Source organism: Stenotrophomonas sp. YJH_SMC_48-3, assembly GCF_059369375.1.
In genome coordinates, this window is the sequence record NZ_JCAFSQ010000004.1 from 395,818 (window position 1) to 416,985 (window position 21,168).

Consider the following 21,168-nt stretch of genomic DNA (forward strand, 5'->3'; position numbering starts at 1 on the left):
CAACACGATGAGTGGGGAATTGAATGCGGCCTTCCATATGGCCGATGTCCGTGACAAGCGCATCACCCGCCGCCGTGCGGTGGCGGTGGGCGAGTTGCATGCCGGTCCGGTGGCGTATCCGCTGATCGTCGAGCGCCGCCTGCCCAAGGGTGATGCGCTGGTGATGGCCGAGATTGCCGGCCTGCAGGGCGCCAAGATGGCGTCGATGCTGATGCCGCTATGCCATCCGCTGCCGCTGGAACTGGTGCAGGTGTTCTGCGCGGCGGTGCCGGAGCGGCAGGCGATCCGCGTGTGGTGCGAGTGCGCCAGCGAGGCGCGCACCGGTGTGGAGATGGAGGCGCTGGCCGGCGTCAACGCCGCGCTGCTGACCCTGTACGACCTGAGCAAGCCGGTGGAACCGGCGCTGCGCATCGAAGGTATCCGCCTGCTGTTCAAGGAAGGCGGCAAGCGCGGTGTCTGGTTGCACCCGGATGGCATGGACGAGGCCGAGCGTGAGAGGTTCAAGCCGCGTGCGCCGAAGGGGCTGCAGGGGGCGGCCTGCGCGGTGATCACGCTGAGCGATCGCGCCAGCGAAGGCACCTATGAGGATATCTCTGGCCCAACCCTGGTGACCGGGCTGAAGAAGCTGGGGGGCGAGGTGGTAGCCGCCGAGGTACTGCCCGATGGCATCGAGCCGTTGGCGGGCCGCCTGCAGGCCTTGGCCGCCGAGGGCGTGCGCCTGTGCCTGTGTACCGGCGGGACCGGGCTGGGCCCGCGAGACCTGACCCCGGAGGCGTTGCGTTCCTTGAACGCGCGGCCGGTGCATGGCCTGGCGCAGATGGTGCGTGCACTGAGTGCACAGCACACGCCGATGGCCTGGCTGAGCCGCGCCGAGGTGGTGCAGCTGGGCAACATGCTGGTGTTTGCATTGCCGGGCAGCCCGAAGGCGGCGGCGCAGTGCCTGGACATCCTGGCGCCGGTACTGGGCCACGCACTGGCAATGGTCGAGGGTGGTGGCCACTGATGATTGCCTATAGCGAAGCCTTGCAGAACCTGCTGGACGCGGCCATGCCGCTGCCGGCTGAACATCTGCCGCTGCATGAGGCCGGCGGCCGCACTCTGGCCAGTGACATCATCAGTGGGCAGTCGTTGCCGCCGTTCGACAATTCGGCGATGGACGGCTTCGCGCTGCGCGCCGACGGCGCGACGTTCGAGGCCGGTACCGAATTCGGGGTGCAGGGCTGGCAGGCGGCCGGCGATGCTGGCGCCGAAGGCGGCGAGGGTGCCTGGGAAGTCATGACCGGTGCGCGCATGCCGGCCGGGTTGGATACGGTGGTACCGGTCGAGAACGTGGAGATCCTCGCCAGCGAGGACGGCCGCCCGACCCGCATTGCCCTGAAGGCATTGGTGAAGCCGGGCCAGAACGTGCGCCTGCGCGGCGAGGATGTAAGCGACGGCGAGCGCGTGCTGCGGGCCGGGCAGGTGCTGGATATCAACGCGCGCACCCTGCTGCATGCGATCGGCGTGGGCGAGGTGGCGGTGGTGGCAAGGCCAAGGGCCGCGGTGATCGCCACCGGCAAGGAGCTGGTGACCGAGGCGGCGCAGACGCTGGCGTCCGGGCAGATTCGTGACAGCAACCGGCCGTACCTGGTTGGCCGCCTGCAGGCCGCCGGTGCCGAGGTGGTCTGGCAGGGCACGGTGGGCGACGACGTGGCCGCCTTCAATGCCGTGCTGGATGAAGCGCTGGACGCGGGTGCGCAGCTGTTGATCAGCACCGGCGCGGTGTCGGCCGGCCGCTACGATTTCGTTCCCGACGCGCTGCGCGGCCGGGGTGCGCGCATCGTGTTCCACAAGGTGGCGATCCGCCCCGGCAAGCCGTTGCTGTTCGCGGTGCTGCCCAATGGCGCGCTGTATTTCGGCCTGCCGGGCAACCCGGTCTCCGCTGCCGTGGGCCAGCGCTTCTTCGTCGAGCCGGTGCTGCGCCGCCTGCTGGGGCTGGCACCAGAGCCGGTGCTGACGTTGCCGCTGCAGGCCGACGTGCGCACGCCGCCGGGCCTGCGCTTCCACGCGCGGGCGCGGGTGGAAGTGGACGCGCAGGGTCGCCTGAGTGCGCGCGTGCTGTCCGGGCAGGAATCATTCCGTTTGATGTCCATGCTGCAGGCCAACGCCTGGGTGGTGTTGGAGTCCGAGGGAGACCTGGCCAGCGCGGGCACCTATGTGCGGGTGCAGGGCTGGGGTCACCACGAACCGGTGCAGCTGGTGAGCCAGGAGTCATGATGAAACAGGTAAATCTGCAGTTGTTCGGTGCGTTCTCCGATCTGGATGCCAGCCGCGAGATTGCCGTGGAGGTGGCCGGTGGCACCGTGGCCGATCTGCGCCAGGCGCTGCGCGAGCTGCTGCCACTGCGTTGGCCGGGTTTCCGTGCCGGCCTGCTGGATTACTCGGCATTCGCCGATCAGCAACGCGTGCTGCGCGACCACGAGGCGCTGCCCGACGATGGCCGGGTGGCGATCCTGCCGCCGGTGAGCGGGGGCTGAGCGATGAGCGAGACGATCATTGCCAAGGTGGTGGACCGCGCGCAGGCGGCGATCGATCCGGCCGAGGGCATCGCGGCGGTCTCCGATCCGGGCTTCGGTGGCATCGATGTGTTCATCGGCAAGGTGCGCGATGTAAACATCGGCCGGCCGGTGACCGGGATCACCTACGACCTGTTCGAGCCGCTGGTGTTGAACGAGTTCAAGCGGTTGGCCGCCGAGGTCGAGGCGACGTTTGGCCCGAAGCTGAAGCTGTATGTGGCCCATGCCAAGGGCCGGTTGGGCATTGGTGATGTGGCGGTGGTGGTGGCCGCCGGCAGCCCGCACCGTGACGAGGCATTCCGGGCCTGCCGGCAATTGATCGAGGTGGTCAAGCACCAGTGCCCGATCTGGAAGCAGGAACATTACGAAGACGGCGACAGCGCGTGGAGCGAGGGCTGCAGCCTCTGCCACGCGGACAGTGAACCTGCACATGCCCATGACCATGCGCACGATCATCAACATTGATGCCGGCGCAGCCACGCATGGCGTGGCTCTACTGCGATGAGCATCACCGGCATCGTGCTGGCCGGTGGGCTGTCCACCCGGATGGGCCGCGACAAGGCGCTGCTGCCGTGGCAGGGGCGCACGCTGCTGGAACACATGCGGGGCCTGTTGATGCAGGCTGGCGCACGCGAGGTCTGGGTCAGCGGAAATTACCCGGCGTTCGGCGGCATACCGGACCGCGTGGCACGTTGCGGGCCGCTGGGCGGGCTCTACAGCGTGGCGACGCGCATGCCCGATGGCCCGGCCTGGGTGGTGCCGGTGGATACACCGCTGCTGCCGCCGCGATTGCTACAGCAATTGCGTGACGGCCATCGCGGTCCATGCACGATCTTTGCGGGCCACCCCCTGCCCATGCTGGTGGATATAGACGATGCTTGCCGCAACGTACTTGGATCGATGCTGGATGACCCGGACGGCCCGCGCTCGCTGCAGGCCCTGCAGCGCCGTCTTGGCGTGAATTCCGTGGCCCTGGCGCCGATTGACGAGGCCGGGCTGGTCAACTGCAATACCCCCGAACAATGGGAGGATGTTGCGTCATGAAAGTGCAGTTGCAGGACCAATCGGTACGGCTTCGCCTGGACGAGGCCGAACTGGCGCGCCTGCTGGCCGGTGAATCGGTCGAGAACATGACCCGCTTCGGCGGTATCGAGGGTTGGGGCATGGCGGTGTCGCTGCATGGCGGCGAGCGGCCGGTGCTGCTCGATGGTGGCACCTTCTGCCGCCTGGTGCTGCCGCGCCCGGCGGTTGAGGCCTTGGCGGCGCGGCTGCCGTGCCGGGATGGCCTGCCATTCGACATTGCCCTGGAAGATGGCAGCCGGCTTCAGCTGCAGTTCGATGTGGACGTGCGCGACAGCGTGCGCCAGCGCGGAGTCACGCGCCGCAATACCGCTTCATCGGTTTGACATTTGTCAGGGGCAGGGTGAAAACCGGCCCCTGATTGATCCAGATCAACCCCGTCGTAGTTGCCGCACGGCCTAATGGCTGCACGACGACGGGTCACAACTTGAAAGCAATACCCACGTCATTCCACAGCCTTGGAGCCATGTATGACCGTCGGTAGCGATCCTGTTGTCCGCAGCACTGCCCGTCCGGGTCGCGTCATCAGCGACTGGACGCCGGAGGACCCCGGCTATTGGGAGCGCACCGGCAAGCGGGTTGCCACCCGCAACCTGGTCATCTCGATCCCCTCGCTGCTGCTGGCCTTCTCGGTCTGGGTGCTGTTCTCGGCGGTGTCGATCAGCCTGCCGAAGATCGGCTTCAACTTCAGCACCGACCAGCTGTTCTGGCTGGTGGCGCTGCCCAGCCTGTCCGGCGCGACCCTGCGCATCTTCTATTCGTTCGTGATCCCGATCTTCGGCGGCCGCCGCTGGACCGCGCTGTCGACCGCCTCGCTGCTGGCGCCGACGCTCTGGCTCGGCTTTGCGGTGCAGGACCCGGCCACGCCGTACTGGGTGTTCGTGGCCATCGCGATCCTGTGCGGCTTCGGTGGCGCGAACTTCTCATCGTCGATGTCCAACATCTCCTTCTTCTATCCCAAGCAGAAGCAGGGCCTGGCGCTGGGCCTGAACGCTGGCCTGGGCAATGTGGGCGTGTCGGTGGCGCAGGCGGTGATCCCGCTAGTCATCACCGTAGGCGTGTTCGGTGCGCTGGGTGGTGCACCGCAGCCCACGGTGGAGGGTGGGGCATCACTGTTCCTGCAGAACGCCGGCTTCATCTGGGTGCCGGCCATCGCGCTGTGCGCCATCGCGGCCTGGTTCGGCATGAACGACCTGACCAGCGCCCGCTCGTCGTTCTCCGAGCAGGCGGTGATCTTCCGCCGCAAGCACAACTGGCTGATGTGCTGGTTGTACATCGGTACCTTCGGTTCCTACATCGGTTTCTCGGCCGGCTTCCCGATGCTGGTGAAGAGCCAGTTCCCGGACGTGAACCCGCTGGCCTACGCCTTCATCGGCCCGCTGCTGGGCGCACTGATGCGCTCGGTGGGTGGCAGCATGGCCGACCGCTGGGGTGGCGCACGCCTGACCTTCTGGGTATTCGCGCTGATGATCGCCGCGGTGTTCGGTGTGTTGCACTTCCTGCCCAGCGATGGCCAGGGCGGCAACTTCCATGGCTTCCTGCTCAGCTTCATGGCGCTGTTCGTGCTCAGTGGCATCGGCAACGGCACGACCTTCCGCATGATCCCGGTGATCTTCCGCACGCTGCATGAGCGCTGGTCGGCCAACGACAACGCCGAGGGCAAGGCTACCGCCGCGCACCAGGCCAGCATCGAGTCGGCTGCGGTGGTCGGCTTTTCCGGTGCGATCGGCGCCTACGGCGGCTTCTTCATTCCCAAGAGCTACGGCTCGTCCATTACGTTGACCGGCAGCCCCGACATGGCGCTGTACGGATTCGTTGTTTTCTATGTCACCTGCCTGGCGGTGACCTGGTGGTGGTACTACCGGCGCGGTGCCGAGACACCCTGCTGACGACATGAAAACGCACCGCAGCCAGATGACACACACAGCCACGATGCCGATGTCCGCAAAGGGAGATCCCCGATGAGTTATTTCCTCGATCGCTTGCAGTTCTTCAAGCGTGACCCCCAGACCTTTGCCGATGGCCATGGATTTGCCAAGAGCGAGGGCCGCGACTGGGAAAACAGTTACCGCGCCCGCTGGCAGTACGACAAGATCGTGCGGTCCACCCATGGGGTGAACTGCACCGGCTCCTGCAGCTGGAAGATCTACGTCAAGAACGGCCTGGTCACCTGGGAAACCCAGCAGACCGATTACCCGCGCACGCGTCCGGACCTGCCCAACCATGAACCGCGTGGCTGCCCGCGTGGCGCCAGCTACTCCTGGTACCTGTACAGCGCCAACCGGCTGAAGTACCCGCTGATCCGCGGCACGCTGCTGCGCCTGTGGCGCGAAGCGCGCAGGAGCAAGGCCCCGGTCGATGCCTGGGCCAGCATTGTTGAAGACAAGGAGAAGGCGCGTTCGTACAAGACCCGCCGCGGCATGGGCGGCTTCGTGCGCCTGCAGTGGGAAGAGGCCAACGAGATCATCGCCGCTTCCAATCTGTACACGGTGAAGCAGTACGGCCCGGACCGCGTGGTCGGCTTCTCGCCGATTCCGGCGATGTCGATGGTGTCCTACGCCGCCGGCGCGCGTTACCTGTCGCTGCTGGGCGGCGCCTGCCTGTCGTTCTACGACTGGTACTGCGATCTGCCGCCGGCCTCGCCGCAGATCTGGGGCGAGCAGACCGACGTGCCCGAATCGGCCGACTGGTACAACAGCCGCTACATCATCGCCTGGGGCTCGAACGTGCCGCAGACGCGTACGCCCGATGCGCACTTCTTCACCGAAGCGCGCTACAACGGCACCAAGACGGTGGCGATCTGCCCGGACTATTCCGAGCTGGCCAAGCTGACCGACCACTGGCTGCACCCCAAGCAGGGCACCGACGCTGCGCTGGCGTTTGCGTTCGGCCATGTGATCCTGCGTGAGTTCCATGTCGATTCGCCCTCGCAGTATTTCCAGGACTACTGCCGCCAGTACTCGGACATGCCGATGCTGGTGCGCCTGGAGCGCCGCGACGATGGCCGCCTGGTGGCGGGCCGCTTCCTGCGCGCCAGTGAGCTGGGCGGGCTGGGTGAAGCCAACAACCCGGACTGGAAGACCCTGGCCTACGACGAGAACAGCGGCCAGATCGTGGTGCCCAATGGCTCGATCGGTTTCCGCTGGGGTGAAAAGGGCCGCTGGAACATCGAAGAGAAGGCCAGCAATGGCGCCGACACGCGCCTGCGCCTGAGCTTGTCCGACGCCAACGACGGCATCGAGGCGGTGAGCTTCCCGTACTTCGGTGGCATTGAAAGCGACGGCTGGACCGCCGCACCGGCCGAAGACGTACTGGACCGCAACATTCCGGTGCGCCGCCTGGCCACGGTCGACGGCGGCGAGACGCTGGTGGCCACGGTCTACGATCTGCTGCTGGCCCAGTACGGCGTGGACCGTGGCTTTGGCGGCGGCAACGTGGCATCGAGCTTCGATGACAGGGTGCCGGGCACGCCGGCGTGGCAGGAGCGCATCACCGGCGTGTCGCGCGCCGAGGTGATCGAGATCGCCCGCGAGTTCGCGCGTACCGCCGACAAGACCCACGGCCGCTCGATGATCATCGTCGGCGCGGGCATGAACCACTGGTTCCACAACGACATGAACTACCGCGGCCTGATCAACATGCTGATCATGTGTGGTTGCGTGGGCCAGACCGGCGGCGGCTGGGCGCATTACGTGGGCCAGGAGAAGCTGCGCCCGCAGACCGGCTGGCAGCCGCTCGCGTTCGGCCTGGACTGGAGCAAGCCGCCGCGCCACATGAACGGCACCTCGTTCTTCTATTTCAACACCGGGCAGTGGCGTTACGAGAAGCTGCGGGTGGACGAGCTGCTGTCGCCGCTGGCCGATGCCCGCAAGTACAGCGGCAGCCTGGCCGACCTGAACCTGCGCGCGGTGCGCATGGGCTGGCTGCCGAGCACCCCGCAGCTGGACCGCAACCCGCTGCAGCTGGTACGCGAGGCCGAAGCGGCCGGCGTGGCCCCGGCGGACTACGCGCTGGGCAAGTTCAAGGATGGCTCGCTGGACTTCGCCTTCGCCGACCCGGACGCCAGCCAGAACCACCCGCGCATGATGTTCATCTGGCGCTCGAACCTGCTCGGTTCCTCGGGCAAGGGCCACGAGTACATGCTGCGGCACCTGCTGGGTACGCGCCACGGGCTGCAGGGCAAGGACCTGGGCGAAATGGGCGCAGTGAAGCCGCAGGAGGTGAAGTGGCGCGACGACGCGCCGGAAGGCAAGCTGGACCTGCTGGTCACGCTCGACTTCCGCATGTGCACCACCGCGCTGTACTCGGACATCGTGCTGCCGACGGCAACCTGGTACGAGAAGGACGACCTCAACACCTCGGACATGCACCCGTTCATCCACCCGCTGTCCAAGGCGGTGGACCCTGCGTGGGAATCGCGCAGCGACTGGGACATCTTCAAGGAGGTGGCCCGCACCGTGAGCGAGATGGCGCCGGGCGTGCTGGGCGTGGAGAAGGACCTGGTGCTGATGCCGACCCTGCACGACACCCCCAACGAGCTGGGCATGCCTTTCGGCGTAGCCGACTGGAAGAAGGGCGAGTGCGAGGCCATTCCGGGCCAGACCATGCCGTCGATGACGGTGGTGGAGCGTGACTACCCGAACCTGTACCGCAAGTTCACCTCGCTCGGCCCACTGCTGGACACGCAGGGCAACGGCGGCAAGGGCATGAGCTGGGACACGAAGCACGAGGTCGAGTTCCTCGGCAAGTTGAACCACACCGTGCACGAAGAAGGCATAAGCCAGGGGCGCCCGGCCATCTCGACCGCGATCGACGCGGCCGAAGTAATCCTGCACCTGGCGCCGGAAACCAACGGCCATGTGGCGGTGAAGGCCTGGGAATCGCTGGGCGCCTTCACCGGTCGCGAGCATACGCATCTGGCGGTGGGCAAGGAGCACGAGGCGATCCGCTTCCGTGACATCCAGGCGCAGCCGCGCAAGATCATCTCTTCGCCGATCTGGTCGGGACTGGAAGACGACAACGTCAGCTACAACGCCGGCTATACCAACGTGCACGAGCTGATTCCGTGGCGCACGGTGACCGGTCGCCAGCAGTTCTACCAGGACCACGAATGGATGATCGACTTCGGCGAGGCCTTCATGAGCTATCGCCCGCCCGTCAACACGCGCACGGTGGAGCCGCTGCTGAACCAGCGCCCGAACGGCAACAAGGAGATCGTGCTGAACTGGATCACCCCGCACCAGAAGTGGGGCATCCACAGCACCTACAGCGACAACCTGATCATGCAGACGCTGTCGCGCGGTGGTCCGATCGTGTGGATCAGCGAGGACGACGCGCGCAGTGCCGGCATCGTCGACAACGACTGGATCGAGCTGTTCAACGTCAACGGTGCGATCGCCGCGCGTGCGGTGGTCAGCCAGCGCGTGATGCCGGGCATGGCGATGATGTACCACGCGCAGGAGCGCATCATCAACGTCCCGGGCTCGGAGATTTCCGGCACCCGCGGCGGCATCCACAACTCGGTGACCCGCATCGTGCTCAAGCCGACCCACATGATCGGCGGCTACGCGCAGCTGGCCTATGGCTTCAACTACTACGGCACCTGCGGAACCAACCGCGACGAGTTCGTGATCGTGCGAAAGATGGACAAGATCGATTGGCTGGACGATGAGGCAGTACCTGCAGCTGTAAAGGAGGTGGTGTGATGAAGGTCCGTGCACAGATCGCGATGGTGCTGAACCTGGACAAGTGCATCGGCTGCCATACCTGCTCGATCACCTGCAAGAACGTCTGGACCTCGCGCGAGGGCGTCGAGTACGCCTGGTTCAACAACGTGGAAACCAAGCCGGGCATCGGCTACCCGAAGGAATGGGAGAACCAGGACAAGTGGAACGGCGGCTGGGTGCGCAGCCGCGCCGGCAAGCTGGTGCCACGCGCAGGTGGCCGCTGGCGCATGCTGGCCAAGATCTTCGCCAACCCGGACCTGCCGCAGATCGACGACTACTACGAGCCGTTCGATTTCGACTACCAGAACCTGCACACCGCCAAGGACAGCCAGCACCAGCCCACCGCACGCCCGCGTTCGCTGATCAGTGGCGAGCGCATGCAGAAGATCGAGTGGGGCCCGAACTGGGAGGAGATCCTCGGTTCGGAGTTCAGCAAGCGCTCACGCGACTACAACTTCGACCAGGTGCAGAAGGAGATCTACGGCGCCTTCGAAAAGACCTTCATGATGTACCTGCCGCGCCTGTGCGAGCACTGCCTGAACCCGGCGTGCGTCTCGGCGTGCCCCTCGGGCGCGATCTACAAGCGCGAGGAAGACGGCATCGTGCTGATCGACCAGGACAAGTGCCGCGGCTGGCGCATGTGCGTGTCGGCGTGCCCGTACAAGAAGATCTACTACAACTGGAAGAGCGGCAAGTCGGAGAAGTGCATCTTCTGCTACCCGCGCATCGAGATGGGTGAGCCAACCGTGTGCTCGGAAACCTGCGTGGGCCGCATCCGCTACCTGGGCGTGATGCTGTACGACGCCGACCGCATCGCCGAGGCCGCTTCGGTAGCCGCCGAGAAGGACCTGTACCAGGCCCACCTGGACATCTTCCTGGACCCGAACGATCCGGCAGTGATCGCCGCCGCGCGCAAGGAAGGCATCCCGGACAGCTGGCTGGATGCGGCCAAGCAGTCGCCGGTGTACAAGCTGGCGATCGACTGGAAGCTGGCGCTGCCGCTGCACCCGGAATACCGCACGCTGCCGATGGTCTGGTATGTGCCGCCGCTGTCGCCGATCCAGTCCGCCGCCGAGCGTGGCCGCGTGGGCATGAGCGGCGAGCTGCCGGACGTGGCGTCGCTGCGCATCCCGATGCGCTATTTGGCCAACCTGCTGACGGCCGGTGACGAGGCGCCGGTGGTACGCGCGCTGGAGCGGCTGATGGCGATGCGTGCCTGGCGCCGGGCCAAGAACGTGGACGGCGTGGAAGACACCGCCGTGCTGGAACAGACCGGGCTGAGCATCGCCCAGGTGGAAGAGATGTACCGCTATCTGGCCATTGCCAACTACGAGGACCGTTTCGTGATTCCGACCGGCCACCGCGAGTACGCCAACGACGCCTTCGGTGAGCGCGGCGGCTGCGGCTTCACCTTCGGAAACGGCTGCAATGGTGACAGCCCGGCGGACCTGTTCGGGCAGCGCAAGACCACCACCTTCGTGGTGGACAAGGGCCCGAACCAGCGCCGCAAGGAGGTGGTGTGATGAGCGTGCTCAAGCTGGTCGGGGTGTTGCTGGACTACCCCCGCGAGGAACTGTGGGAGCACGGCGAGGAGCTGCTCGCCGCCTGTGACGACCCGGCGCTGAACCCCGCCCGCCGCCAGCAGCTGCGCAGCTTCGTGCAGCAGCTGCTGGCCACCGATGCGCTGGATGCACAGGCGGCGTGGCTGGCCAGTTTCGACCGCGGCCGTTCGATGAGCCTGTTGCTTTTCGAACACATCCATGGCGAGTCGCGCGACCGCGGCCAGGCCATGGTCGATCTGGTCGAAACCTACCGCCGCAACGGCTTCGAACTGGATGCCCGCGAGCTGCCGGATTACCTGCCGTTGCTGCTGGAGTTCCTGGCCCACCGCCCCGGTAGCGAGGCCCGCGAGTGGCTGCACCACATCGGCCATATCGCCGGGATGCTGGCCGCGCGTGCCGCCGAGCGTGAGCTGCCGCACCGGGTGCTGTTCGAGATCCTGGTCGAAGCCGGTGACGGCAAGGCCGATCTGCAGGCGCTGCGCCAGCGTGCCAGCGAGGAAGTCCGCGACGATACCGCCGAGGCCATGGACCGCTTGTGGGAGGAGGAGGCGGTGCGCTTCGGCGCCGAAGCCCCTGCCGAAGACTGCAAGCCGCCCGTGCGTTCGCCGGCCCGTCCTTCGCATCGTGAGGTCCAGCCATGAGTTACTCCCTGCATCAATTCGCCTTCCAGTACTACCCGTACATCGCCGTGGCAGTGCTGCTGATCGGCAGCTGGGCCCGCTATGACAAGGCCATGTACACTTGGCGCACCGGCTCCAGTCAGATGCTGTCGGACAAGGGCATGCGGCTCGGCAGCAACTGCTTCCACATCGGCATCCTGGCCATCCTCGGCGGCCACCTGGTCGGGCTGCTGACGCCGCACGCGGTGTACGAGCACTTCATCACCTCCTCGCAGAAGCAGATGCTGGCGATGGTGGTCGGTGGTGTGTTCGGCGCACTGTGCTTCATCGGCATCAGCATCCTGCTGGTACGCCGCCTGTTCAATGCGCGTGTTCGGGCTACCGGCAGCTTCGGTGACACCCTGGTGCTGGTGCTGCTGTTCGCGCAGCTGTGCCTGGGCCTGTACAGCATCCGCGTCTCGTCCGGTCACCTGGACGGCGGGGTGATGGTGCAGCTGGCCGAGTGGGCGCAGCACATCGTGACCTTCCGTGCCGGTGCCGCTGATTACATCGAGGGCGTCAGCTGGGTCTACAAGATGCATATCTTCCTGGGCCTGACCCTGTTCCTGATCGCGCCGTTCACCCGCCTGGTGCACGTATGGAGCATTCCGATCAGTTACCTGTGGCGGCCCTACCAGGTGGTGCGCCGCCGTCAGGCCACGCTGCGCTATGGGCCGCGGGAGTAAACCATGCGCAGCCTGCCGAAATTCCTGCCGATTACCGTGATCGACTCCGCGGCACCGGTTCCCGCCGAGGCGCATTCGCACCACCATGACGCGGCGGCGCAGGGGCCGCGTTCGCTCGGGCAGCCGGCACCGTGCCGGCTGTTCGTGGACGAGACCGCGATCAGCGAGGCCGACATCGCCCGCGAGATGCAGCACCACCGGGCGATGCGCCCGGAACAGTCACGTGCCGAAGCGGCACGTGCACTGGTGGTGCGCGAACTGCTGCGCCTGGAAGCGCAGCGGCTGGGCCTGCAGGCGCCGGAGGGTAACCGGGTAAGTGACGAGGAAGTGCTGATCCAGCAGCTGCTGGAAGACGCGATCGAAGACCGCGTGCCGACCGATGAAGACTGCCGGCGCTACTTCGAGCAGAACCCGGAGCGCTTCCGCTCCCCCGACCGTGTGCGCCTGCGCCATATCCTGCTGGCCGCACCGGCCGACGACGTGGCCGGGCGCTTCGCTGCACGCACCGAGGGCGAGCGGCTGGTCGGACTGCTGAAGGAGTCGCCGCACCTGTTCGCCGATTTCGCCCTGCGTCATTCACGCTGCCCGTCCAGCAGCGAAGGCGGTGACCTGGGCTGGCTGCAACGTGGGCAGACCACGCCGGAGTTCGACCGACAGGTGTTCCGCCTGCGCGAAGGCCTGGCCGGTTTCCCGGTGGAATCGCGCTGGGGCTACCACGTGGTCTGCGTCGATGCCCGCGAGGAAGGCCAGCCGCAGCCGTTCGAGGCCGTGCTGCCGCAGCTGCGTGACTACCTGGAGTTGCAGGTGCGGCAGCGCGAGGTGCAGGCCTACCTGCTGCAGTTGCAGGAACGCTACCCAGTGCGCGGGCTGGATGAGATCGAAGCCGAAGCGGATATCGGCTGAACCCCTTTGAACGAGGAAAATTCATGAACCAGGCCCTTGCCCCCGCCAGTGCCGGGCAGCAGCAACGTGCGCTGTGGCTGAGCACGTTCGCCTTCACCGTGTGCTTTGCGGTGTGGATGATCTTCTCGATCATTGGTATCCAGATCAGTCAACAGCTCGGCTTGAATGACACCCAGTTCGGCCTGTTGATCGCCACGCCGGTGCTGACCGGCTCGGTCAGCCGCGTCTTCCTCGGTATCTGGTCCGACCAGTTCGGTGGCCGCAAGGTGATGGTGCTGGTGATGCTGTGTGGTGCAGTCGCTACTTGGATGCTGACCTACGCACAGACCTACAGCCAGTTCCTGGTTGCCGCGCTGTGCGTGGGTATCGCCGGCGGCAACTTCTCGGTGGGCGTGGCCTACGTCTCGAAGTGGTTCCCGGCCAGCAAGCAGGGCACTGCGCTGGGCATCTTCGGTGCGGGCAACATCGGTTCGGCGGTGACCAAGCTGCTGGCGCCGCTGGTGATGGTGGCGGCCGGTTGGACCATGGTTGCCAAGGTCTGGGCCGTCGCGCTGGCGGTCACTGCGGTGCTGTTCTTCCTCTTCAGCAAGGAAGACCCGTCTCTGGAACAGCGCCGCCGCGAAGGCGTGAAGCCGGTGCCGTTCGCCGAGCAGATGGCACCACTGAAGAACCTGCAGGTATGGCGGTTCTCGCTGTACTACTTCTTCGTCTTCGGCGGCTTCGTGGCGCTGGCGTTGTGGCTGCCGCACTACCTGGTTGGCGCCTATGGCATGGACGTGGGCCACGCCGGCATGCTGGCGGCGTGCTATTCGATCCCGGCCAGCCTGTTCCGCGTGGTCGGTGGCTGGATGTCGGACCGGATGGGCGCGCGCCGGGTGATGTACTGGACCTTCGGCGTGTCGGCCATCTGCACCTTCCTGCTGGCCTACCCGGATACCGAGTATGTGGTGAAGGGTATCCACGGCCCGCTCCATTTCCATCTGGCCATCGGCGTGGTGATGTTCACCGTGCTGGTGTTCGTGCTGGGCTTCTTCATGTCGCTGGGCAAGGCCGCGGTCTACAAGCACATTCCGGTGTATTACCCCAGGCATGTGGGCGCGGTGGGCGGCGTGGTCGGCATGATCGGCGGCCTGGGTGGCTTCGTCCTGCCGATCGTGTTTGGCGCGTTGAACGATGCGGTGGGCATCTGGAGCAGCTGCTTCATGCTGCTGTTCGTGCTGGTGGCGGCTGCACTGGCGTGGATGCATTTCGCGATCCGCCGCATGGAACGTCGCCACTTCCCGCAGATCGACCGCGAAACCGACCTGCCCGAAGCCATCGACGCGGCCGCCGCCGAGCGGGTGCGCGGCGGGTGAAGGGTGCTGCCGGCCAGCGGCCGGCACTACCAGGACGATACGCGGCGGGTGAAGGGGTGATGCCGACCAGCGGCCGGCACGACCGAGTGGTGGGTGAAAGGGTAGTACCGGCCGCTGGCCGGCAGGAACCATCAGATGCGCCACGCTTGATTTCAATCAGGGCCACGCGAAGAGGAACGCCCGAAGATGTCTGCCATGAGCTTCCACGTTGACGAGAGCGGGGACACTGCGCTGCAGGCGGCATTGCTGCGGCAGCCACGGCACGTGCTGTTTCCGCCGGCTGACCAGTTCAGTACCGGCTTTGGCGAAAGCGGGTGGCGCGCCGCCGTGCGCGCCAGCAACGAGCACCTGATCCCGCGTGGTTTGACGCTCGGCTTCCAGGCGGGTCGTGGCGGGCGCGACGTGCCACCGCAGGCGTATCTGGACACCCTGCTGCTGGCGCTGCGCCTGCAGGCCGGCGCGCTGGCTGAAGATCGCGAGGTGGTGGCAATGGTGCTGCAGTTGGGGCTGGCCGAGACGCTGCCGCCACCACAGCTGGGCCAGCTGCTGGATGCCGTGCCGCAGTACTTGCGCACCGTGGCGCGGCCACAGGTGGAGGTGCGGCTGGACGCGGGCAGCGCGCTGGCGCCGGCACAACTGCGTGCGGTGGGCTGCACCCGCCTGAACGTGATCGATCGCGCCGATGCACCCGGGCCGACGCTGCTGGCGCATGCGCGACAGGTGGGCTTTACCGCGCGCTACTACCAGTTGCGGGTGCCCGGCAGCGCGGATACCGGCTTCATCGAACGACTGCATGAGGTGCTGGCCGAAGCGCCCGAGCGCATCCTGCTGCCGGCGCCTTGCGCGCTGCCAGAGCATCCCTCGGCGGCACGATGGCTGCAGAGTTGGCGCCTGCTGCGCGCAGCCGGCTACGAACCGATCGGTGGTGACCACTACCAGCGCGGCGACCTGCCGATCCCGCATGGCCCGGGCGATGGCCAGCGTCATTGTGACCTGGCCGGCGTGCCACGCCGCGACCGCAGCGATTTCATCGGGCTTGGCCTGTCCGCCTGCAGCCAGATCGGCGAGGTGTTCTACCGCCTGGAGGACGAACTGGGCGAATGGCGTGCGCGGCTGCAGGCCGGGCATATGGGTGTGTCTGCCGGATTGATCCTGTCCGAAGACGAGCGACTGGCGGCCGAGGTGGCGCAGAGTATCGCCTGCGATCACGCGCTCGATGCGGTTGCCTTCGAATGGCGCAACGATGAACCGTTCGAAGAATGCTTCGCCGGGCAGCTGCCAGCATTGGCACCGTTGCTGGCGCGCGGCTGGGCGCACTGGGATGCGCGCGTGCTGCGGCTGGCCGAAGAAGGGCGCCTGCTGTGGCGTATGATGGCCGCATGCTTCCGGCCGGCGGCCGCCATCGCTTGAGTCTTGCCCAGATGTCTTCGAATCCGCCTTCGCACGGCCGCCTTGGACAGGCCACCCCGAACCCCGCCGCCGCCGATGACGGCGACGCGCTGCACTTCTGCAGCACCTGCGCGTTTTCCGACGCCTGCATGTCGCAGGGCTACGACAAGACCGCACTGGGCGATCTGCACGTGCTGGTCGACCACGTCGGTCCGTTCCATGCGGGTGACTACATCTTCCGCGCTGGCGAGTCGTTTGATTCGATTGCTGCGGTGCGCGCCGGCATGGTCAAGACCTTCGTCGACGACAGCCAGGGCAACGAGCAGGTGCTGGGCTTCAGCCTGCCGGGCGAAGTGATCGGCCTGAATGCGATCCACGGTTCGCGCTTCCCCTGCAATGCGGTGGCGCTGGATACGGTGCATCTGTGCCGCATCTCGTTCCCAAAGCTGAGCTCGCTGGCCACGCGCATGCCCGGGCTGCAGGCCAAGCTGTTCAGCCTGCTCAGTGCGGAGATCGGCAAGGTCGCCACGCTGGCCGCCAACCACCGTACCGAAGAGCGCATGGCCGCATTCCTGCTGGACATGTCCGAGCGCTACGCGCGGCGCGGTTTTTCTGCCACGCGCTTCAACCTGACGATGGCGCGTACCGAGATCGCCAACTACCTGCGGATGGCGCCGGAAACCGCCAGCCGCGTGCTGCGCCGCCTGAGCGATGATGGGATCATCGCGGTGAAGCAGCGTGAGATCCTGCTGCTGCAGCCCGAGCGCCTGGCCGCGCTGGCGGTGGCCGACGAATCCGATCCGAACTGAACCTGGCCGGGAGCCGACGATGAAGCGAGCTGGACTGTTGTTGCTGGGCCTGCTGGCCACGGTGCCGGCCTGGGCGGCCACGCTGACCGTTTCGGCGGCATCGAGCCTGACCGAGAGCTTCCGCGAACTGGGCAATGCCTATGAGAAGGCACACCCGGGCACCAAGATTGATTTCAACTTCGCCGCGTCCGGCGTGTTGCTGCAACAGATCAGCCGCGGTGCGCCGGTGGATGTGTTCGCCTCGGCCGACGAAACCACGATGGACCAGGCCCAGCAGCAGGATCTGCTGGCGGCCGGCACCCGCGAGGTGTTTGCAGTGAACGCGCTGTGGGTGGTGGTGCCGCCGCAGGCCAAGGCGGCGCCGCGTACCTTGAAGGACCTGGCCGGTGCCGGTGTGCAGCGCATCGCACTGGGCAACCCGGACAGCGTGCCGGTCGGCCGCTATGCCAAGGGCGCGCTGGAAGTGGCGGGCCTGTGGTCGTCGGTGCAGAGCAAGACCATCACCACGCAGAACGTGCGTCAGTCGCTGGATTACGTGGCGCGCGGTGAAGTGGATGCGGGTTTCGTCTATGCCACCGACGCGCAGGCGATGCCCGACCGGGTGCGCCGTGCGTTCGCGGTGCCGGTGTCCGGGCGCATCGCGTATCCGCTGGCGGTGACCAGGGGCAGTACGCAGCCGGCAGAGGCACGGCGCTTCGCTGCCTTCGTGCGTTCGCCGCAGGGCCAGGCGATTCTGGCCAAACACGGATTCGGCAAGCCCTGACGCATGGATCTAGACTGGAGCGCGCTGGGGTTGTCGCTGAAGGTGGCCGGCTGGGCGACCGCGATCAATCTGGTGCTGGGCGTGGCGCTGGGCGCGTTGCTGGCCCGCCGTCGCTTCCCCGGGCGCGAGCTGCTGGATTCGCTGCTGACCCTGCCGATGGTGCTGCCACCGACGGTGCTGGGCTACTACCTGCTGGTGTTGATCGGTCGCAATGGTCCGATCGGTGCGTGGCTGCAGTCGTGGTTCGGCATCAACCTGGTGTTCACCTGGCAGGCGGCCGTGATTGCTGCGGCGGTGGCCTCGCTGCCGCTGGTGTTCAAGCCGGCACGCGCGGCGTTCGAGGAAGTGGACGGGCAGCTGGAGCAGGCCGCACGCACGCTGGGTGTGTCCGAAGTGGCGGTGTTTTTCCGCATCACGCTGCCACTGGCGTGGCGCGGCATCCTCGCCGGCCTGCTGCTGGCGTTTGCGCGCGCGATGGGCGAGTTCGGCGCGACGCTGATGGTGGCCGGAAGCATTCCGGGCCGGACGCAGACGTTGTCGATCGCCATCTACGAGGCGGTACAGGCCGGCCAGGACGGCAAGGCCAATGCGCTGGTGATCCTGACCTCGGTGGTCTGCATCCTGATCCTGTTGCTGGCCGCGCGGCTGGTGGGCGGGCGTCGCCGGGAGCTGCGCGATGTGGCTTGACCTGCAGGTACAGCGCCGCCTGCAGGCGGCCGGCCAGGAGTTCGTGTTGGACGTATCGCTGCAGTGCACGCAGCGGCAGGTGGTGTTGTTCGGGCCTTCGGGCGCGGGCAAGAGCCTGACCTTGAAGGCGGTGGCCGGGCTGCTGCGGCCGGGCCAGGGTCATGTGCGCGTGCAGGGGCAGACCCTGTTCGATGCGGCCACCGGCGTGGATCTGCCGCCGCAGCGCCGCCGGCTGGGCTATGTGTTCCAGGACTACGCGCTGTTCCCACACCTGAGCGTGCGCCAGAACGTGGCGTTCGGGCTGCAGAAGGGCTGGTTGAATCCGGGGCTCGGCCAGCGTTTCGATGCGGTGGAGCAGTGGTTGCACGCCTTCCGCATCGACACGGTGGGCGATCTGCTGCCCTCGCAGGTCTCCGGTGGCCAGCGCCAGCGCACTGCATTGGCGCGCGCCCTGGTGACGCAGCCGCAGGCGCTGCTGCTGGATGAGCCGTTCTCCGCACTGGACCATGACCTGCGCCAGCACCTGCGTCAGGAGCTGGAAACGGTGCTGGACCGGACCGGCATCCCGTTGCTGTTGATCAGCCATGACCCGCAGGATGTGGCCATGTTCGGCCAGCAGGTCGCGCGCGTGGTGGACGGCCGCATTGTAGGCAATTGACCCGTGATGGACGCACCGGCGATGGTTGGTCACATCTGATGGTAGTGCCGGCCGCTGGCCGGCAACCGTGGCATCCGGAGCAGCCGGCCAGCGGCCGGCTCTACCGGTTCAAGGTCCGTGCGGTCCGGTTGCCATGGATCAGTACAGCTCACAGTGCGTGCGGCCTTCACCGCGCAGCGCGTCCCAGCGCCCTTCGCCAGCGATGTCATCGATGGCCTCGCGCACCGCGCCGTCCAGGTGGCGCTTGTTGCCGCACAGGTATAGATGCCCGCCGCGGCCCAGCACATCGCGCACTTCGCTGGCGCGCTGCCGCAGTACATGCTGCACATAGACCTTTTCGGTGCCATCGCGCGAGAACGCGGTATGCAGGCCGGCCAGCACGCCCCGGGTATGCCAGTCCTGCAGCTGGCCGCGGTACAGGTAGTCGTGCTTGCTGTGCTTCTCGCCAAACACCAGGTGCACCTCGCGTTCGCAGCCGTTGGCCTGCAGTTCCTGCATCAGGCCCAGCAGCGGTGCGATGCCGGTGCCGGTGCCGACCAGCAGCAGCGGCGTCTGGCCGGTATCGGGCAGGTGGAAGCCAGGGTTGGAACGGCAGTACACACGGGCGTGGTCGCCACCGTGCAGCAGGCTGCCGGTAGCGGTGCCGAAGCGCTCGCGGCCGCGCAGGGTGTAATGCACTTCGCGCACGCACAGGCTCAGCTGGTCGTCGCGCGGGTGCGAGGCGATTGAATAGGCACGCGGCAGCCGCGCTGACAGCAGTTCACGCAGCCGGGGCAGCGGCATACTGTCCGGGGTGGCGTGGTCCTGCAGCACGTCCAGCAGGTCCAGGCCGTGCAGGTAGGCGTCCAGCTCGCGCTTCTGGCTGACCTTCAGCAGGCCCTTCAGCGTTTCGCTGCCACCGAGCCGGGCCAGCTCGCGCAGCACGCTCTTGCTCAGCAGGCGCAGCTCGCGGTCGCGCAGGGCGGCCACGGCCGTGGTATCGCCGTACCAGCGGGCCAATGCGTGCAGCAGGGTTGGGTCGTTCTCCGGCACCACGTGCAGGGTGTCGCCCGCGCGATAGACCATGCCACTGCCGGCAATGTCCAGCTGCAGGTGCCACGCGGCCGGGTCGCTGCTGTTCAAGCGGCGGCGTTCGAGGATGCGCGCGGCAAAGGCGTTGTCTTCACCATAGGCGGTGACCTGCAGGTGCAGGTCTTGGCCAGCGCTGAGGTCGCCACCCAGCACCTGGCTTAGCACCGGCTGCCATTGCTGGAAGAACTGCTCGTAGCCCAGGTCGGCATCCACCCGGTGCAGCAGCGGCTGCGCCTGGCGCTCGCTCAGCGCGGCATCCAGCGCCTTGGTGAAGCCGCAGAAGCTCGGGTAGCCGGTGTCACCGAGCCCAAACACGGCATAGCGCAGGCCGCTCAGCGTCGTGGTCTGGCGCAGGGTTTCGAAGAACCGCTCGCCATTGGCCGGCGGTTCGCCATCGCCGAACGAGCTGGAAATCGCCAGCAGCACGTCGCCTTGGCCGAGACTGGCCACGTCGATGTCGTTGAACGGAAGCACCTGCGGCGCATGCGGCTGCAGGTCCGCGCCCAGACGCTGGGCCAGGGCGCGGGCGTTGCCCGACTCGGACGCGAAACCCACCAGCAGGCGGCTGAAGGGCGTACTGGTCGGGAGAGCGTTCACGCGGCCTCGTAGAAGTCGTCGAACTTTTCCTTGCTGAACTCGACCAGGTCGTAGTTCTGCATCAGGTCGTTCACCACGCGGCGGATGCTGATGTAGGAGGTGATGTTGCCGTCGGCGTCGAACAGCGGCTGCACGGTAGTGTCGACCACGTAGAGCACGCCGCCCTTGCCGAGGTTGGGCACGATCCCGGTCCAGGTCTTGCCGGCCTTGATGGTGTCCCACATGTCCTTGTAGACGGCCTTGGGCACATCCGGATGGCGCACGATGCTGTGCGGCTGGCCGATCAGCTCTTCGCGGGCGAAGCCGGTGAGCGTGCAGAACAGGTCATTGGCGTAGGTGATGTTGCCCTGCAGGTCGGTGGTGGAGATCACCATGACGTTCTGCAGCGCATTCACGAGCTGGTCGTTGTCGGGGGAGTAGTTCATCGCGGGGGTCCTTGTAGAGGCCGGCAGCGCCGGTGTGTTCGGGTCCTGCATAGGAATACGCCCGCGTGGCGGCGGGCGATTTGACATTGGTCAAGCGCGTGGCGCGAAGGCCTGCGACCGGGTGTCGCAGGGAGAATCTCTGTAAAGCCGAGCCCACTTCGGCTCGAGCTCCAACGGGACTGCCCGCAGCCGAGCGTGGCCTCGGCTCTACAGGAGAGGCACGGGCGGCTGGCGGGCGTACCT

Annotated in this window: 20 protein-coding genes; 18 read left to right on the forward strand and 2 right to left on the reverse strand. The window is 66.8% G+C overall.

Features of this window, described 5'->3' with window-relative positions; translation table 11 throughout:
* The first annotated feature begins 7 nt into the window (after positions 1 to 7).
* From moaCB to AC5P65_RS09180, 18 genes are all read left to right on the forward strand, one after another.
* Positions 8 to 1,003, forward strand: coding sequence for a bifunctional molybdenum cofactor biosynthesis protein MoaC/MoaB (moaCB, locus tag AC5P65_RS09095; protein WP_111098103.1), 996 nt, complete (start codon positions 8 to 10; stop codon positions 1,001 to 1,003).
* Positions 1,003 to 2,256, forward strand: coding sequence for a molybdopterin molybdotransferase MoeA (locus tag AC5P65_RS09100; RefSeq protein ID WP_111098104.1), 1,254 nt, complete (start codon positions 1,003 to 1,005; stop codon positions 2,254 to 2,256). The genes moaCB and AC5P65_RS09100 overlap by 1 nt, the downstream gene beginning before the upstream one ends.
* Complete coding sequence (locus tag AC5P65_RS09105; RefSeq protein WP_005416856.1) at positions 2,256 to 2,516, forward strand: MoaD/ThiS family protein; 261 nt, start codon at positions 2,256 to 2,258, stop codon at positions 2,514 to 2,516. The genes AC5P65_RS09100 and AC5P65_RS09105 overlap by 1 nt, the downstream gene beginning before the upstream one ends.
* 3 nt (positions 2,517 to 2,519) lie before the next feature.
* Positions 2,520 to 3,020 (forward strand): molybdenum cofactor biosynthesis protein MoaE, encoded by a 501-nt coding sequence (locus tag AC5P65_RS09110; RefSeq protein ID WP_005416853.1) that lies wholly within the window; start codon positions 2,520 to 2,522, stop codon positions 3,018 to 3,020.
* Between the two features lie 36 nt (positions 3,021 to 3,056).
* Positions 3,057 to 3,599: a molybdenum cofactor guanylyltransferase gene (mobA, locus tag AC5P65_RS09115; RefSeq protein WP_069138367.1), complete on the forward strand. Its 543-nt coding sequence runs from the start codon at positions 3,057 to 3,059 to the stop codon at positions 3,597 to 3,599.
* On the forward strand, positions 3,596 to 3,961 hold the full coding sequence (locus AC5P65_RS09120) for a hypothetical protein (protein WP_053499740.1): 366 nt from the start codon (positions 3,596 to 3,598) through the stop codon (positions 3,959 to 3,961). Before mobA ends, AC5P65_RS09120 begins: the two co-directional genes overlap by 4 nt.
* 144 nt (positions 3,962 to 4,105) lie before the next feature.
* Complete coding sequence (locus AC5P65_RS09125) at positions 4,106 to 5,524, forward strand: NarK family nitrate/nitrite MFS transporter (protein ID WP_111098105.1); 1,419 nt, start codon at positions 4,106 to 4,108, stop codon at positions 5,522 to 5,524.
* 72 nt (positions 5,525 to 5,596) lie between these two features.
* On the forward strand, positions 5,597 to 9,340 hold the full coding sequence (locus AC5P65_RS09130; protein ID WP_111098106.1) for a nitrate reductase subunit alpha: 3,744 nt from the start codon (positions 5,597 to 5,599) through the stop codon (positions 9,338 to 9,340).
* Complete coding sequence (narH, locus tag AC5P65_RS09135; RefSeq protein WP_005416844.1) at positions 9,340 to 10,884, forward strand: nitrate reductase subunit beta; 1,545 nt, start codon at positions 9,340 to 9,342, stop codon at positions 10,882 to 10,884. The genes AC5P65_RS09130 and narH overlap by 1 nt, the downstream gene beginning before the upstream one ends.
* Positions 10,884 to 11,564 carry a nitrate reductase molybdenum cofactor assembly chaperone gene (narJ, locus tag AC5P65_RS09140; RefSeq protein WP_005416842.1) on the forward strand — a complete coding sequence of 227 codons (681 nt, stop codon included), beginning with the start codon at positions 10,884 to 10,886 and terminating at the stop codon, positions 11,562 to 11,564. The genes narH and narJ overlap by 1 nt, the downstream gene beginning before the upstream one ends.
* A complete protein-coding gene (gene narI / locus AC5P65_RS09145; protein WP_005416840.1) occupies positions 11,561 to 12,268 on the forward strand; it encodes a respiratory nitrate reductase subunit gamma in 708 nt (235 codons plus the stop codon). The genes narJ and narI overlap by 4 nt, the downstream gene beginning before the upstream one ends.
* Positions 12,269 to 12,271: 3 nt before the next feature.
* Complete coding sequence (locus AC5P65_RS09150; protein ID WP_005416838.1) at positions 12,272 to 13,171, forward strand: peptidylprolyl isomerase; 900 nt, start codon at positions 12,272 to 12,274, stop codon at positions 13,169 to 13,171.
* A 23-nt stretch (positions 13,172 to 13,194) separates the two neighbouring features.
* Positions 13,195 to 14,526, forward strand: coding sequence for an MFS transporter (locus AC5P65_RS09155; RefSeq protein ID WP_005416836.1), 1,332 nt, complete (start codon positions 13,195 to 13,197; stop codon positions 14,524 to 14,526).
* A gap of 195 nt (positions 14,527 to 14,721) precedes the next feature.
* Positions 14,722 to 15,936: an oxygen-independent coproporphyrinogen III oxidase gene (locus AC5P65_RS09160; protein WP_111098107.1), complete on the forward strand. Its 1,215-nt coding sequence runs from the start codon at positions 14,722 to 14,724 to the stop codon at positions 15,934 to 15,936.
* Between the two features lie 11 nt (positions 15,937 to 15,947).
* Entirely contained in the window at positions 15,948 to 16,724 is a 777-nt protein-coding gene (locus tag AC5P65_RS09165) for a helix-turn-helix domain-containing protein (protein WP_005416832.1), read from the forward strand.
* Between the two features lie 19 nt (positions 16,725 to 16,743).
* Positions 16,744 to 17,487, forward strand: a complete 744-nt coding sequence (gene modA, locus AC5P65_RS09170; RefSeq protein ID WP_111098108.1) for a molybdate ABC transporter substrate-binding protein — start codon at positions 16,744 to 16,746, stop codon at positions 17,485 to 17,487.
* A 3-nt stretch (positions 17,488 to 17,490) separates the two neighbouring features.
* Positions 17,491 to 18,174: a molybdate ABC transporter permease subunit gene (modB, locus tag AC5P65_RS09175; protein WP_111098109.1), complete on the forward strand. Its 684-nt coding sequence runs from the start codon at positions 17,491 to 17,493 to the stop codon at positions 18,172 to 18,174.
* Positions 18,164 to 18,832, forward strand: a complete 669-nt coding sequence (locus tag AC5P65_RS09180) for a sulfate/molybdate ABC transporter ATP-binding protein (protein WP_111098110.1) — start codon at positions 18,164 to 18,166, stop codon at positions 18,830 to 18,832. Before modB ends, AC5P65_RS09180 begins: the two co-directional genes overlap by 11 nt.
* 138 nt (positions 18,833 to 18,970) lie before the next feature.
* Here the strand turns inward: AC5P65_RS09180 and AC5P65_RS09185 are convergent, their stop codons facing one another.
* Positions 18,971 to 20,500 (reverse strand): flavodoxin domain-containing protein, encoded by a 1,530-nt coding sequence (locus AC5P65_RS09185; RefSeq protein ID WP_111098111.1) that lies wholly within the window; start codon positions 20,498 to 20,500, stop codon positions 18,971 to 18,973.
* Complete coding sequence (locus AC5P65_RS09190) at positions 20,497 to 20,925, reverse strand: PAS domain-containing protein (RefSeq protein ID WP_026347009.1); 429 nt, start codon at positions 20,923 to 20,925, stop codon at positions 20,497 to 20,499. The genes AC5P65_RS09185 and AC5P65_RS09190 overlap by 4 nt, the downstream gene beginning before the upstream one ends.
* Positions 20,926 to 21,168: the final 243 nt, after the last annotated feature.

Excerpts from the sequence above, each read along its gene's own strand:
- moaCB (WP_111098103.1), top strand. The coding sequence starts at position 8 with ATGAGTGGGGAATTGAATGCGGCCTTCCATATGGCCGATGTCCGTGAC.
- AC5P65_RS09100 (WP_111098104.1), top strand. The coding sequence starts at position 1,003 with ATGATTGCCTATAGCGAAGCCTTGCAGAACCTGCTGGACGCGGCCATG.
- AC5P65_RS09105 (WP_005416856.1), top strand. The coding sequence starts at position 2,256 with ATGAAACAGGTAAATCTGCAGTTGTTCGGTGCGTTCTCCGATCTGGAT.
- AC5P65_RS09110 (WP_005416853.1), top strand. The coding sequence starts at position 2,520 with ATGAGCGAGACGATCATTGCCAAGGTGGTGGACCGCGCGCAGGCGGCG.
- mobA (WP_069138367.1), top strand. The coding sequence starts at position 3,057 with ATGAGCATCACCGGCATCGTGCTGGCCGGTGGGCTGTCCACCCGGATG.
- AC5P65_RS09120 (WP_053499740.1), top strand. The coding sequence starts at position 3,596 with ATGAAAGTGCAGTTGCAGGACCAATCGGTACGGCTTCGCCTGGACGAG.
- AC5P65_RS09125 (WP_111098105.1), top strand. The coding sequence starts at position 4,106 with ATGACCGTCGGTAGCGATCCTGTTGTCCGCAGCACTGCCCGTCCGGGT.
- AC5P65_RS09130 (WP_111098106.1), top strand. The coding sequence starts at position 5,597 with ATGAGTTATTTCCTCGATCGCTTGCAGTTCTTCAAGCGTGACCCCCAG.
- narH (WP_005416844.1), top strand. The coding sequence starts at position 9,340 with ATGAAGGTCCGTGCACAGATCGCGATGGTGCTGAACCTGGACAAGTGC.
- narJ (WP_005416842.1), top strand. The coding sequence starts at position 10,884 with ATGAGCGTGCTCAAGCTGGTCGGGGTGTTGCTGGACTACCCCCGCGAG.
- narI (WP_005416840.1), top strand. The coding sequence starts at position 11,561 with ATGAGTTACTCCCTGCATCAATTCGCCTTCCAGTACTACCCGTACATC.
- AC5P65_RS09150 (WP_005416838.1), top strand. The coding sequence starts at position 12,272 with ATGCGCAGCCTGCCGAAATTCCTGCCGATTACCGTGATCGACTCCGCG.
- AC5P65_RS09155 (WP_005416836.1), top strand. The coding sequence starts at position 13,195 with ATGAACCAGGCCCTTGCCCCCGCCAGTGCCGGGCAGCAGCAACGTGCG.
- AC5P65_RS09160 (WP_111098107.1), top strand. The coding sequence starts at position 14,722 with ATGAGCTTCCACGTTGACGAGAGCGGGGACACTGCGCTGCAGGCGGCA.
- AC5P65_RS09165 (WP_005416832.1), top strand. The coding sequence starts at position 15,948 with ATGTCTTCGAATCCGCCTTCGCACGGCCGCCTTGGACAGGCCACCCCG.
- modA (WP_111098108.1), top strand. The coding sequence starts at position 16,744 with ATGAAGCGAGCTGGACTGTTGTTGCTGGGCCTGCTGGCCACGGTGCCG.
- modB (WP_111098109.1), top strand. The coding sequence starts at position 17,491 with ATGGATCTAGACTGGAGCGCGCTGGGGTTGTCGCTGAAGGTGGCCGGC.
- AC5P65_RS09180 (WP_111098110.1), top strand. The coding sequence starts at position 18,164 with ATGTGGCTTGACCTGCAGGTACAGCGCCGCCTGCAGGCGGCCGGCCAG.
- AC5P65_RS09190 (WP_026347009.1), bottom strand. The coding sequence starts at position 20,925 with ATGAACTACTCCCCCGACAACGACCAGCTCGTGAATGCGCTGCAGAAC.